Below are 15,190 nucleotides of genomic sequence, written 5' to 3' on the forward strand. Positions count from 1 at the left end.
TCTTGAGTCATGGTGTATTCTCTCTGTACGTTTGCTTGTCCAGAAGGATACGCCTTTTTTTATCTACGGCCTCATACACCAGAAATACTTATAACTCAATGGATGGGAAGCAATGCAGAATTTATCCTCTTCCTAAAGTAACAAAAGAGGGATTACTACCTGTACTTGCTCATCCTTTGTTGATCAGACATTGATTGGTATGTCACCAATGTGTCAATAAGAGGTTGGGCTTGCTCATAGTAATGGCCTTGAGCATAATCAATTCCCACACTTGATACGGAGTCGAGAATTGTCTGCGATTCAACGTACTCAGCAATGGTTTGCAAGCCCATACTCTTAGCAACTCGATGAATGGCCCCCACGATCTCCTTAGCCACAGGATCAGTAACCATATCCTTGACAAAAGAACCGTCGATTTTTACATAGTCTGTGGGAATTGATTTGAGATGTTTAAATGAAGATAAGCCACTCCCAAAGTCATCTAGCGCAACTTGGCACCCCATATCTTTCAAGGCACGGCTTAACTCTGCTGCTGTAGAAATGTTCTTTAAAGCCACGCTTTCGGTAATCTCAAAACAAAACTGCTCACCTTGCAACTCATGATGGACCAATGCTTTTTGTAAATAGTCTAAGAGTTCACCGTTCTTGCAACTGCTGCTAGATAAATTGATAAAAAAGTGTGCATCTTGTTTTAGAATTGCTTGAATCTCACGTAGCTCAGCAAATACGTGATCAATCACCCATCGATCAATCCGCGCCATAAAATCATATTGTTCAGCAATGGGCAAGAATAAACCGGGTGAGTAAACGGTACCAGGCTGATCGCATAGCCGCAGTAAAATCTCAAAATGTTGCTTGTGGTTACCGAAATCAAGGCTCTGAATAGGCTGAGCATAAAGCTGAAAATAGTCTTTTTCTAAGGCTTGCCGTAAGCGGCTGACCCACTGTAGAGTGTGGCTGGAGTGTAATGATGGATCTGAGCAGTCTCGTTTGAGAGCACTAACCCGATTTCGACCGTGATCTTTCGCTAGGTATAAGGCTTGATCTGCGGCTTCCACCAAGATAGAGGGGGTCGCATCTTCATTGGGGATGAGGCTAGCCACTCCTAGACTAAGCGTCACCCGATCGCTCACAGAAGAGGTCTCATGGGGGATTTTAAGGATCTCAATTTTTTCCCGAATGACTTCTGCAACGTGAGTGGCTCCTATCAGATCGGTGTTGGGTAGCATCACTACAAACTCTTCTCCACCATAGCGGGCTACGCAATCTGCAGGGCGTTTAGTCGCTCTAGCAATTGCCTGTGCTATCTGTTGTAGGCATTGATCGCCTTGTTGGTGGCCATAGGTGTCGTTATAGGCTTTGAAGTGATCGACATCACACAAAATCATGGATAGCGGCAGTTCTTCTCGACATAGACGCTGCCATTCGGATAGAAAAGCCTGATCAAAATGACGTCGATTACTAACTTGTGTCAGACCATCCACTGTAGCTAGGCGTTCTAACTCTCGATTTGCCAGTTCAAGTTGCTGCGATAATGCCTGTAATGTTGAGTTCTTATATTGCAACTCTAATTGTTGTTTTTGGCGTTCTAAGGCATATTGAATGGTGCGGCAGAGGAGGGTGCTGTTAAAGCGACCTTTAACCAGAAAATCTTGAGCCCCTTCCTGCATGGCTTCTAGAGCAATGGTTTCATCCGTATTACCGCTAAGAACGATGAGCGGCAAGGTAGGAAAGGCTTTATGCACTCGATGGAAGGTTTCTAGACCTTCAGCATCTGATAAGGAAAGGTCTAGTAGAACTAAGTCAATGGACTGAGATGCATTGAGTAGGTCTATACCAGACGATAAAGTTAGACAATGTTTGAGTGTGAAGGAGTTGTGTCTTGAATCCAACAATTCTCTGACAATCTCAACATCTCCATTGTCGTCTTCAATCATCAAAATTTGAGTAGCATTCACCTGCATTAATGCATCCTCGGATGGTTAATCATGTATTAAGGTATAACTCATAAATTTAGGTGTTTATATCCGGGCTATTACGGATTTTATGGAGCTATGAGCCTTAGTTTTTAGTCTTAAACAACGATAATTACTCAGTATTTCTACGGATTGTTCGGGGAGAATTGCAGTCCACATTTGGATTCTGGTGCCGTCAACGGTAATTAGAAGAGTTTCTAAATTGCTTTGGGGCAGAAAGCAACAGTATTTTCCGTCAGATAAACCAAAATTCTCTATTGCTGATCCATATCCTTAGACTCCTGGGCATACTCCTCGCCATTACAAGTCCCTGAAATTGCAAAGGGCACCGTTTGGGTAAAGCGCTGCTTACGACTGGGCGTTTGTACTTCAACATGTAAGTGGGGGCCAGAACTCCACCCTGAGTTGCCACTGTAGCCAATGAGTTGACCGGCTTCGACATGGTCCCCAGCTCTAAGATTTACTTTATCCCTAAAGCCTTGCTGTAGGTGAACATAAATGGAACGATATCCATCCTCATGCTCTATCCAAACGAAATTATAGCGAGCTGCATTTTCTTTGCCACCGCCTGTATCGGGGTATTTATCCCGAAGAGCGATCACTTTGCCAGGTCGCATTGCATAGATGGGCGTTCCTATACTGACGGCTAGATCATAGGCATATTCCATGCGACCTTGGTGCGTTGTACCGCGAATCCCCTGGCTTAGCCAACCCTGACCATTCAGAGGATGACAAAACCCCCTTAAGGGCGAAGCAACTGTAGGTTTGGAGGGGATAGGAGTAGCAGCTGCAAACAACGTCTTGACTTTAGAGGGGCTAGATTGAGTGGAAATCCCCCCTTGGTTTTGCCTACCAGTTTTTCCCTGGCTAGGGTTATCAGTGATGAATTCTACGGCAGAAGAGTGATTGCTATAAGTCGTGGACGCTTGCACCTCAGCATTAGAAACGAGTTGAGGTAAATGGGGAGTTAAGGTACTGACTGATAGTAAAACAGAGGTGACCCAGTTCCGCCATCGTTGCTCAGTCAAGACTTGTTGTAGTTGCTCATAACTAATCAGACCTTGCTGGATGAGAATTTCACCTAGCTTTAGTTCACTATCCCGCTGGAGGATTAAGGCTTGTCTGAGCTGAGTGGGGTTGATGAGTCCTTTCTGAAGAAGAAGTTCACCGATACGAATTTTGGGGAGATGCTCTTTTTGTTGAGACACAGGCTGCTCCTTACCCGGAAATATGGGGAATTAACTGACGTTCAAGCTTGAACAGTAAGGGTTTAACCTGACTTTAGAGTAGAGAATGCTATGGCATTAGAGTTGATAGGAAGATTGAGCTATCCCGTCAGGAAGAATACACAGGACGGGTGTCCTGCACTTAGCCTGCCCGGAATTTTATCCAAGCGAACTTTCTTTTTTGAGAGAAGAAAGATTTTATGGCATGGCATCTGCCTAAGTGTTTGGCAGTTGGGCAGAGTTCAAATAAAAATCACATACGCACTGTATAATCTCAGCCATGTCCTTTAACCCGATGGGCTTTGTGATAAACGCATTGGCTCCCAGGCGATAGCTACTGATGAGATCTTCATGTGCTCGCGAGGTGGTTAGGACGATCACGGGTAAGTGGCTGAGTGCTTCATCTGTGCGAATTTCTGTCAACACTTCTCGACCACTCTTGCACGGAAGGTTCAGGTCAAGGAGGATTAATTGAGGGATTCGAGCATCGTGGTAGTCTCCTTGTTGATGCAAGTAGGTCATCGCTTCTACCCCATCTCGCACCACATTGATCTTTAACTCAAGGGTGAGACTCGAGATCGCTTCTTGCATCAATTCGATATCGCCTGCATCATCTTCTACCAGCAGCATTTCGTTCATGAGAAGACTCCAGTAGCATATCTGTAGTGATGGAGGTGCTATGAATAGCTTAAGTTGAAATTTAAAGTATTAGGCAGCTTCATGGGGCGGGAGTTTAACAATCGTAAACCAAAATTCCTCTAGTAACTTAACCACTTTGGTCAGTCCCTCTAAGCCAACAGGCTTAGTTACGTAGGCATTCGCTCCGACTTGATAGCTTCTCAGAACATCTTCATCTGCATTAGACGTTGTGAGGACAACGACGGGAATGTGTTTGAGATACTCATCCGCTTCCATCTCCTTGAGAACCTCACGGCCATCTTTACGCGGCATATTTAGATCTAGAAGTACCAAGTCAGGAATATTGACTGTTTGGAAATCGCCTTGCTGGCGCAGATAAGCCATCGCTTCTATCCCATCGCGGGCCACATGCATTTTGAGAGTGACCTTGGATTGCCTAAACGCTTCTCGGGTGAGTTCAATATCTCCGTCATCATCTTCTACTAGTAAAATTTCAATCATTAGAAAGCCCCCCACAGATGAAAAAAATCAAGAACCATCAGCATTCTAAAGTCTTTTGGTGAATCACTTCAAGTTTGTGGCATTTGGTGACAAACCGGACATCATAGCGGTCTAAGAGGGAATGAGTGCTGGGAGCAACAACAGTGGGATCATTAAGATTGAATGCCACAATTTATGGGTAATGTGAAGGAAAAGGTTGACCCCTGATTTTCGTTGGAATTTACCCAAATCTGGCCCCCGTGACGTTCGACGATTTTCTTGCAAATTGCTAGACCAATCCCTGTTCCCGAATACTCGTCCCGATTATGTAAACGTTGAAAAATCACAAAAATCCGCTCTGCAAATTGAGGATCAATGCCAATGCCATTGTCTTGGACAGAGAACGTCCAATTCTCATTGTCCTGAGTCGCCCAAATCTGCACGGTAGGCACATCAGCTTGGCAATATTTGATGGCATTAGAAAGGAGGTTTTGGAAGAGCTGTCGCATTTGAGTGGAATCGGCAAAGATCGTCGGTAACGCTTTAAGAGAAATGTTGACGTTTTTGTTCTCTATCACGGTTTCTAGATCTTCTATCACTTGCTGTGTAATGGTTTCTAGATTGGTTTCTTGTCGGTTTAGCTCAACCCGACCCACCCGGGAATAATTTAAGAGGTCATCAATTAGCCCTTGCATGCGGATGGCCCCATCTGTGATGTAGCGAATGTAGCGATCGGCAGATTCATCTAGTTCGCCTTGATAGCGATCAGACAGTAACTCGGCGAAACTCTTGACTTTGCGCAATGGCTCTTGCAAATCATGAGAGGCCACATAGGCAAATTGGCTCAGCTCCTGATTGGAACGCATAAGGTCAAGGTTAGATTGTTGAAGTTGCTGCTCTGTGTTTTTAAGCGTGGTGATATCAGTATGGGCCCCCAACATTCTGATGGGTTTGCCAGCCTGATCGCGGATCGCTAGGCCACGACATCGAACCCAGACGGTTGAACCATCTTTGTGCTGATAACGAACAATTTGATCGTAGGGATAGTTAGGTTCACGGCAATGCCGATTAAAATTTGCGATCGCAAGTTCTCGATCCTCAGGATGAATGATAGTTTGCCAACTACTGGCTAAATGAGGCATTTCTTCTGGCTCATACCCGAGCAAACGCCAAAATTGTGGACTCATCCATTCATGGTCAGGATGCTCTAGATCCCAATACCACATCCCATCCAGTGATCCGTTTTGTAAAAACTCAAAGAGCTCGACATCCTTTTGCACTAAATCATACAGCTCTCGCTTTAGATAATGCTCTGTAGATACGGGGGGTTGATAATGTTCTGTAGATAAGGGTTTCATCATAGGTGATAGAGGCTGCTATGTTGTGTAAATGACGTTTGATCATAAGAGTTCAGCTGCAAGAGCATGTTGTAGCAATATCGTCAGTCCTCTGATGATGCCAAGCGACAGGTTATCGGCAGGGTGAAGGAAAAAGTTGATCCTTGACCTTCTTGGGAATCAACCCAAATTTGGCCCCCGTGACGTTCGACAATTTTCTTGCAAATCGCTAAACCAATGCCTGAGCCAGAATAGGCGTCCTTATTATGTAAACGCTGAAAAATCACAAAAATCCGCTCTGCAAATTGAGGATCGATGCCAATGCCATTGTCTTGAACAGATATTGTCCAATTCTCATGATCCTGAGTCGCCCAAATCCGCACGGTCGGAACGTCGGCCTGGCAATATTTGATGGCATTAGTAAGAAGGTTCTGTAATAACTGTCGCATCTGCACTGGATCCGCCGAGACACTGGGTAAAGCCTCGGCGGTAATCATCGCTTGTCTATCCTGAATAACGGTTTCTAAATCTGATTTAACCTGCTGTAGCGTCGCCTCTAGGTTGATGGTTTGGATGTTGAAGTTAGTCCGACCGATACGGGAATAACTCAATAGGTCGCCAATTAACCCTTGCATCCGGGTCGCCCCATCCGTGATGTAGCGTATATAGCGATCGGCAGATTCATCTAGTTCGCCTTGATAGCGCGCGGCTAATAAATCGGTGAAATTTCTGACTTTACGTAGCGGCTCTTGCAAATCATGAGAGGCCACATAGGCAAATTGACTTAACTCTTGATTGGAACGCAAGAGGTCAAAGTTGAGCTGTTGAAGCTGCTGCTCAGCTTGCTTGCGATCGCTAATATCATGATGCATTCCTGCCATTCGCAAAGGCTGTCCTTGACTATCTCTTTCAACTACTTTGCCCATGTTGGCAATCCATTTCCACTCCCCATCTTTGGTCAGCACCCGATAATCGAAGGCGTAAGGAACCGAATTATCTTGTAAATGGGCATTAAGGATATCTTTGACCCATGTCATATCTTCAGGATGGACTAAGCTTGCCCAAGTTTCGTAGCATGCTGGCAATTCATTATCTTTGTAGCCCAACATGTGATACCACATCGGGCTCCAATCCAAATCTCCCGTTTGCACATGCCAATGCCACCAGCCATCACCTGATGCTTCTAACGCTACCTCTAATTGTTCTTGGCTTTTCTTCAGAGAGCCATTAGCGATGATTAAGTCTTGGGTACGTTGGTCAACACGCTGTTCTAACTCTACGTTGATCTGTTGCAACTGGGCTTCTAGTTGCTTGCGCTCAGTGATATCTCGCCAACTTGAGCGACTATAGAGAATCTTGCCAGTTTTGTCCCGAATGGCCCGAACATTGAGACTGACATCTAACGGACTCCCATCTTTGCGCTGTAAGACCAACTGGGCATCCTTGACCTCCCCTGTTTCCATAAAAGTTTGAAAGGCTTCCTCAACTTGCGGCAGACAATCTGGATGGTACATAGCGAAAATGGGACGCCCCAATACTTCTGATTGGCGATAGCCCAGCTCATTAATCAGCGTTTGGTTACAACGAATGATGTTCTTGCTCTTGGCATCGACCGACACGTACATATCGGGAGCATTGTTATAGAGATCTTGATACTGAGCTTCAGATTCTTGTAATTGGGTATAGGCTTGCTCTAATTCGGCCGTACGCTTCTTTACCGCCAACTCTAGTTGATTTGTCGTGAAACGCAATTCTTGCTCGGCTTGCTTCTGCTCCGTAATATCTTGAATCTCGGCAATACAGTTTAAGAGCTGTCCTTGAGCATTACGAACGACAGAAACACTGATCACTGTCCAAATGATATGTCCTTGCTTGTGGATATAGCGTTTCTCAAACTGACAGGCGCTGAGTTCACCGGTGAGTAGTTGTTCAACGTACTGTTGATCGGCGGCTAAATCCTCTGGATAGGTGATCGCTCGAAAATTAGTTTGCAGCAACTCTGCTTCAGAATAACCAAACAACTTGCACAAAGCAGAATTAACCCTAATCCAGTCGCCTTCAGGGGTGAGTAAGGCTTTGCCAATCAGCGCCAACTCAAACGCATTATTCAGCAGCTGCTGACTTTGATGGAGTTCTGCTTCAATTCGCTGACGGTCGGCAATCTCTTGTTTTAGTGCTTGATTGGCAGTCTCTAGTTCTGTAGGACTCTTCAAGGACAGTGCTTGAGGCACGATTGGAAAGAGTTGTACCGAAGTGAACAAAGACACAGTAGCGGTTAGTGCCTTAGCAGTTCCCGATAGCCAATAGGTCGGATACCAAAGAGTCCAAATCTCAAGAACATGGGTGATGCCACAGGACACAATGAACAGCCCAAACAAAGCAAAGATCCAAGGATAAGGCAAGTCTTTGCGTTTAAAGACAAAATAGCCCAAGGTGCAAGGGATCGAGAAATAGGCCAAGGCTATCAGCGCATCAGAAATGGCATGGAGCGAAACGAGGTTAGTTTTCCATAGATAACAATGACCATGCGGAATATATGAGAGCATCACATTGTCTGAAAAATGCCAATCCATCAACCCCCCCCTTAAATTCCATAGGTGATAGAGAATTACTTATTGCCGAATAAATTTTTTGCAGTAATTGGCAGTACTTTCAAAATTAATAATCCGTACATTGAGGTCAAAAAAATTTATTCTAAAATCTATCTTATCTAAAACTTCTCTACTGTAATAGACGACTAGGCTCTGATAAGTTTTAAATGTTGAAGTCTTTGAGCAGCTGAAAGTCTTAATCATTTGTTAACTTTCGTGATTTCGCTAACTTTCATAATATTGCATCTATAAATTCTCTGCTACTCACAGAGAAAATTGGAAAATCGAGTGTATTTTTCTCTCAGAATATAATGAAATAAAGTTATATTTTTGAAGATTTAGGGCAACATAAATTGCAGATGTTATCTCTGAGTTCTGAAGTAACGACGATAAACATCTTCCGGCAGAGATGAGTTGTGATCGATGGGTTAGGTTGTGAGCTGGACTCTCATGATTTATGGATCACAACTCACCTCTGCCTTCATCATTTTTGAGATTAATAAGGTTTGAGATTAATAAGGTTTGAGATTAATAAGGATCACAGCATATCCAGCCCCAGTTCAGCTCGTCTCTAGCAGATCTGCAGGAAGAAAATCTTAGAGTCATCCAACTCGGCAAGGTGTTGTCTAGAAGGCGAGTAGACATCAGTCAGAGCGTAGCTTTGCCATCTACGCCAGTAGCGTGCTGCATCTCACTCTCTTTAGCGGTGGAAGTGCCTCAATTAACTGAGATAAAATTGACAGGCCACCATACTCTCAATTAAAGGGGTTGCCTGGTCGTAAAAATGACCTTGACCATAATGAATCCCTAGGCCCTGAAGAGAGTCACGGATCGCTTGCGATTCTACCTGGTTAGCGATGGTTTGGAGGCCCATTGTTTCAGCCACTTGATGAATCGCTGCCACGATACTGTTAGAAACGGGATCACTAGCCATTTCTTTGATAAATAAGCCATCAATTTTCACAAAGTCTGCTGCAATCCCTTTGAGATGTTGAAAGGAAGATGGGCTATTGCCAAACTCATCTAAGGCAACCTTGAAACCCATGGCGTTCAGACCTTGGCTGAACGCTACTACTCGCGCTTGATGATCAAGGGTGCCAACTTCTGGAATTTCAAAGCAGAATTGTTGAGCTTGTAGTTTATGCTCCATGAGCTGGTTTTGTAAGAAATCCAACAGTTCATTGTTTTGACAAGACGCTTCAGATAAACGAATAAAGAACCGGACGTCTTGTTGCATGATCGTTTGGATCTGTCTCAACTCTGTAAATAGATGTTGAATCGTCCAGCGATCAAGGCGGGTCGTTAAATCATGCCGTTCGGCAACAGGGAAGAACACCTCTGGAGCAATGACCTGTCCAGGTTGGTCACAGAGTCGCAAAGACACTTCAAATTCAAAGCATCTTTTATCTTGCTGTTGCTCCAGGGGCTGCAGGGTCTGGGCATAAAGCTGAAACAGGTTTTCCTCTAAGGCGCGATGTAATCTGGAGGCTGGAACTGGTGGTTGATGCGACTGGAAGTTGGGTTCAGATTGATCCAATGGGTAAGCTTCTACGCGATCTCTCCCTTGCGCTTTAGCAACGTATAAGGCCCGATCCGCCGATGAAATTAGCACCGATGGGGCGATGTCCGAGTTTGGAGTTTGGCAAGCGACCCCTAAACTCAGTGAAACTTGGTTACTGACTGAAGAGGCTGCGTGGGGCAAATTCAGCGCCCGGATTTGATCACGAATGGCCTCAGCGACAAAGACTGCACCTGCCAAATCGGTATGGGGGAGAATGACACCAAACTCTTCTCCTCCATACCGAGCAACGCAGTCCGCAGGGCGTTTGACGACTTTACAAATAGCTTGAGCTACGAGTTGTAAACAGGTGTCTCCCGCTGGGTGGCCATAGGTATCGTTATAGGCTTTGAAGTGATCCACATCGCACAAGATCAAGGACAGGGGTTGCTCTTCTCGATGCAATCGATTCCATTCCGACAAAAAGACTTCATCAAATCGGCGTCGATTAGAGATCTGAGTCAGTCCATCGACTGTGGCAAGATGTTCAAGCTCACGGTTAGCATCCTCTAACTGTTGCGATAAAGAAGCTAAGGCCAAGTTTTTATATTCCAGTTCTAGGCGTTGTCGCTGTCGCTCTAAAGCATAGTGAATACTGCGGTGCAAGGTAGAGCTATTAAAGCGGCCTTTGACTAAAAAATCCTGTGCCCCATCTTGCAAGGCTTCCATTGCTGTGGATTCCCTGTTATCGCCACTGAGGATAATCAAGGGAATGTTGGGAAAAGCTTCCCGAACGTGATGGAAGGTGTCTAGCCCAAAGGCATCTGGTAAGGACAGATCCAGCAAAACTAAGTCCGTAGCATTGCTCACTTGGAGGAAGTCGATGCCAGCAGACAAGGTTTCTCTATGTTCAAGCGCAACTGAAGAGGGTGGTTTTATGTCTAGCAATTCTCGGACAATTTCAACGTCTTGGACGTTATCTTCAATTATTAAAATTTGGGTGCTACTCGAATGCATATCATCCCCCTGAATGTAGCCCTGGTACTCTCAAACATAAGTCTAAAAAACGGCGCTGTAATCCGAGAGAATACTGATTTTGCTGGTCAGTGATATGCAAAAATGACTGAGTTTATCAGTCAATAGAGAATCTGCCTTTAAGTCATCTCCGTTAAAATACGGATCTCTAACAGTAGTGTGTACAAGATTCCTAACTATCGATTGTAGTTTATAACACTACTCTAATTCATTGAATATTTTGAACTCGAATAATATTATTCTTGAGCTTCAAAAAAGTATTTTTATAGGCTATTGATAAAGTAAATACTGAGTTAGACTCAACACTTTTGGGGAAAGGCTTTGGGATATGAATAGCAATTCTCAGCATATTCAAATTTAAACACGCTATTTTTATGTTTCATGTATGACTTTTAGAGCAATTTTATGGTTACTTGATACAGAGTCTCTTAGGTCAGCGTATGTCTGCTTGAGTCATCAGTTGAATTCAACTCATTCTAAAGTTGCTAGGAGGTCCACCAGGGGCCGAGGCTGACCTAAATAATGGCCCTGGATGTAATTGACTCCCAGGGGCTTGAGTGCATTCAGAACTGCTTGTGATTCAACACACATGGCGATCGTCTGCGCATCCATCACAGCGGCAACGTTATGAATCGAGTGGACAATTTCCTTGGAAACGGCATCCGTTTCCATTTCCTTGATAAATAAACCCGCAATTTTTAGATAATCGACAGGGATCTGCTTCAGATAAGCGAATGAAGACGTGCTGGACCCAAAATTATCTAGGACGACCTGAGCGCCGCCTGCTTGCAACGCTTGAGTTAACTGACTCGTATTGGCCAGATTGGCAATGGCCACTGATTCACTGACTTCAAAACAAAAACGATTGAGTTGTACCCCATAGGTTCTCACTAACCCTTGAATGACCTCAATAAGCTGCTGGTTTTTACAGGTGGCGTTGGATAAGTTGATATGAAATCGATAAGACTGGAGAACAGCAGCGGCATGTGAGGAAAGCTGCTCAAACAAGTGCTGAATTACCCATCGATCAATCCGAGCCATCAGCTCAGAATCTTCGGCAATGGAGAGGAAGGTTTCGGGTGTGACGACTGTTCCCGTTGGATCCTGCAATCTCAAAAGAATTTCGTAGTGTGGGTTGGTATGAACAGCATTCAGAGCTTGAATCGGCTGGACATAGAGTTGAAATTGGTCTTGTTCCATAGCGCGACTCAGCTTGTCTATCCACTGAAGGGTTTGATGATTACCTTGGCCCTGATGAGTCGAGTGGTGCTGGTGCAGTTGAGTACAATTTCGACCCTGCTTTTTGGCCATATACAGCGCTTGATCTGCTGCGGAAATAAGCAATGAGGGAGCTATTTCCCTCTGAGGAATTTGGCAAGCAGCTCCAATACTCAGCGTTACCTGATTACTAACAGGTGAAGTGGTGTGTGGAAGATGTAGTTGGCGCAAATTTGCGTGAATGATGTCAGCGACCTGGGCTGCCCCGGCTAAGTCCGTTTGAGGTAAAATCACCACAAATTCTTCCCCTCCATAGCGAGCTACACAATCTGCAGGTCGTTTTGTGGACGCTGCGATCGCTTGCGCCACCTGTTGCAAGCAACGATCTCCCGCTTGATGAGCATAGGTATCGTTATAGGCTTTGAAGTAATCCACATCACATAGGAGGACAGACAAGGGTTGTTGCTCTCGACATAACCGATGCCATTCTGTTAAGTAGATCTGGTCAAATTGCCGTCTGTTATTGACTTGAGTGAGGCCATCGATTTTTGCTAACTGTTCTAGGGTGTGGTTGGTTTGCTGTAGTTGGTCCGATAAGTCCTGTAGTTGCTGAGTCTTGACTTTTAACTCTAGATGAAGCTTTTGCCGCTCAATCGCATAATAAATGCTGCGTTGGAGCAACTTGCCATTAAAACGACTTTTAATAAGATAGTCTTGTGCCCCTTGTTGGACGGCTTCTAAGGCTAAGGTTGCATCCGTATTGCCACTGAGAATGATGAGAGGTAACTCTGGAAACGCTTGATGGACTTGATGAAAGCAGTCCAGCCCATGAGCATCTGTGAGGTGTAAATCCAGTAGAGCGATATCGATGGGCGAATGGTTATCCTTGAGCCTCTCCAGACCAGCAGCCAAGGTTGCGCGATGTTCGATCGAAATGAACTTTCCTTGCCCATCTGTCAGTAGTTCCTGGACAATTTCAACATCTAGAATATTGTCTTCAATCATCAATACTTGGATACAAGCGTTCTGCATCCTTCTGTCCTCAAATGCCCAGATTTAATTGAACCATCATTCTAGGCTTGATTTTCGCTAAGTGTGCTGTTGTCAACTTAATAGTCCTGTATGGGCGTATAAGTTACAGCTCTAGCTAATCACAGTTTGCAGCACTTTTTGCATGGCAATACGGGAGTTTGACAATCGTGAACCAAAATTCTTCCATGAGCGTAACAATTTTTGCTAATCCTTCTAAGCCGATGGGTTTGGTGACATAGGCATTGACCCCAATTTGATAGCTCTTGATGATATCTTGCTCTGCTTCAGAGGTGGTCAGAATCACAACAGGGATATGTCTGAGACGTTCATCTGCCCGGATATCTGCGAGTACTTCCCGCCCATTTTTGCGGGGCAAGTTAAGGTCAAGTAGGACCAGATCGGGGAGTTTGGTGTTAGCGGTCCCTAGTTTCTGATGGAAATAGGACATCGCTTCCACCCCGTCTCGGGCAATATCCATATTGAGTTGGACCTTGACCGCCTCGAAGGCATCTTGGACTAACTCAATATCGCCCATGTTGTCTTCGACTAGTAGAACTGTAATCATATGAGACTTTGGTTACCTTAAGGGGACAGTGAATAGTGATCACTAGAAGATGCTTTGCTGACAGATACTTAAAGACTGACTATCGCTCACCGTTGCAAGCCCATCATTGATGAGAGGGATAGTTTTTGTGATCAGTGGGTTTGGCCGGGTGAAGTCATGGGGAGTGTAAAGAAGAAGGTTGACCCCTGACCTTCTTGCGACTCTAACCCAATGCTTCCCCCGTGACGCTCAACAATTTTCTTGCAGATGGCTAGACCAATGCCTGTGCCAGAATAGGTGTCTTTTGTATGTAAACGTTGGAAAATTACAAAAATCCGCTCCGAAAATTGGGGATCAATGCCAATTCCATTGTCTTGCACCGAAATAGTACAATGGTTGTGGGTTTCCGTTGCCCAGATACGAACGATCGGTTGTTCTGCTTGGCAATATTTAATGGCATTCGCGATCAGGTTCTGCATAAGTTGGTGCATTTGGGTGGGATCTGTATGGAGTGTGGGTAACGATTCCACCTCGATTTTGGCGTTCTTGTTCTGAATCACTGATTGCAAGTCGGAGCACACTTGCTCTACAACATCCTCTAAGCTAGTTGACTGCAAGGCCAATTCAAACCGTCCAACACGGGAATAAGCTAATAAGTCTGAGATGAGGGTTTGCATCCGTATGGTCCCATCTGTGATGTAGCTCATATACCGATCGGCCTTATCGTCTAATTGGCCTTGATAGCGCTTCGCAAGTAACTCGGTAAAACTTTTGACCATGCGTAAGGGTTCTTGCAGATCATGAGAAGCAACATAGGCAAATTGACTTAATTCTTCATTGGAGTTTTGCAGCTCTCGATTGATTTGCTGGAGCTGCTCTTCTGTTTGCTTGCGATCGCTAATGTCAAGATGCATCCCGGCCATGCGCACGGGGTGACCTTGTGAGTCTCGCTCAACCACTTTGCCTAAATTGGCCATCCATTTCCAGTCTCCCGAAGGTGTCCGTAACCGATAGTCGAATCTGTAGGGAACTGAACTATCTTGGAGATGGGCCTGGAGGTTTTCGTTAATCCAAGGCATATCGTCAGGGTGAACCAGACTCTCCCAAAGTTTATAATTCGTGTGTAGATTCTCTTCTGCAAAACCGAACATCCGGATATAGGCAGGACTCCATTCCACCTCGCCAGTTTGAACCTGCCAGTGCCACCAGCCCGCATGTGAAGCTTCTAAAGCCAGTTCCAGTCGTTCTTGACTCTGTTGCAAGGAATGGTTGGTGGTTAGGAGTTGTTGGGTGCGGTCATGGACTCGCTGTTCTAGTTCTTCATTGATTTGTTGAAGCTGTTGTTCTAACTGCTTACGCTCAGTGATATCTCGCCAGCTTGAACGGCTAGAGAGGATATTGCCCGCTTCATCCCGAATGGCCTTAACGTTGAGGCTGACCTCTAATTTGCTCCCATCCTGGCGTTGCAATGTTAGCTGGGCATCTTTAACTTCGCCAGTCTCTACAAATATCTGAAACGCTGTCTCAACTTGGGGGTGACACTCAGGATGGTAGAGATCCAAAATGGGCCGATTTAGAATTTCATCTTTCCTAAAGCCCAAGACATTACATAGG

At 45.0% G+C, this 15,190-nt stretch carries 10 protein-coding genes; all 10 read right to left on the reverse strand.

Annotated elements, in window-relative coordinates; all coding sequences use genetic code 11:
• Positions 1-155 precede the first annotated feature (155 nt).
• The gene (locus Q0986_RS01650) at positions 156-1,964 is read right to left on the reverse strand and encodes an EAL domain-containing protein (RefSeq protein ID WP_299402731.1); all 1,809 of its coding nucleotides are present in this window, start codon (positions 1,962-1,964) and stop codon (positions 156-158) included.
• A gap of 266 nt (positions 1,965-2,230) precedes the next feature.
• Complete coding sequence (locus Q0986_RS01655) at positions 2,231-3,184, reverse strand: M23 family metallopeptidase (RefSeq protein WP_299402734.1); 954 nt, start codon at positions 3,182-3,184, stop codon at positions 2,231-2,233.
• Between the two features lie 234 nt (positions 3,185-3,418).
• Positions 3,419-3,841, reverse strand: coding sequence for a response regulator (locus Q0986_RS01660; protein WP_299402736.1), 423 nt, complete (start codon positions 3,839-3,841; stop codon positions 3,419-3,421).
• Between the two features lie 69 nt (positions 3,842-3,910).
• On the reverse strand, positions 3,911-4,342 hold the full coding sequence (locus Q0986_RS01665; RefSeq protein WP_299402738.1) for a response regulator: 432 nt from the start codon (positions 4,340-4,342) through the stop codon (positions 3,911-3,913).
• A 152-nt stretch (positions 4,343-4,494) separates the two neighbouring features.
• Positions 4,495-5,682 carry an ATP-binding protein gene (locus tag Q0986_RS01670; protein ID WP_299402741.1) on the reverse strand — a complete coding sequence of 396 codons (1,188 nt, stop codon included), beginning with the start codon at positions 5,680-5,682 and terminating at the stop codon, positions 4,495-4,497.
• An 80-nt stretch (positions 5,683-5,762) separates the two neighbouring features.
• Positions 5,763-8,231, reverse strand: a complete 2,469-nt coding sequence (locus Q0986_RS01675; RefSeq protein WP_299402744.1) for a PAS domain S-box protein — start codon at positions 8,229-8,231, stop codon at positions 5,763-5,765.
• A 739-nt stretch (positions 8,232-8,970) separates the two neighbouring features.
• Complete coding sequence (locus Q0986_RS01680; protein WP_299402746.1) at positions 8,971-10,764, reverse strand: diguanylate cyclase; 1,794 nt, start codon at positions 10,762-10,764, stop codon at positions 8,971-8,973.
• A 489-nt stretch (positions 10,765-11,253) separates the two neighbouring features.
• A complete protein-coding gene (locus Q0986_RS01685) occupies positions 11,254-13,032 on the reverse strand; it encodes an EAL domain-containing protein (RefSeq protein WP_299402748.1) in 1,779 nt (592 codons plus the stop codon).
• 115 nt (positions 13,033-13,147) lie between these two features.
• A complete protein-coding gene (locus Q0986_RS01690) occupies positions 13,148-13,597 on the reverse strand; it encodes a response regulator (RefSeq protein WP_299402749.1) in 450 nt (149 codons plus the stop codon).
• Positions 13,598-13,728: 131 nt separating this feature from the next.
• A partial coding sequence (locus Q0986_RS01695) for a PAS domain-containing protein (protein ID WP_299402751.1) occupies positions 13,729-15,190 on the reverse strand: 1,462 nt, incomplete at its 5' end.

It is taken from the genome of Acaryochloris sp. IP29b_bin.148, from assembly GCF_028285565.1.
In the GTDB taxonomy this organism is placed as follows: domain Bacteria; phylum Cyanobacteriota; class Cyanobacteriia; order Thermosynechococcales; family Thermosynechococcaceae; genus Acaryochloris.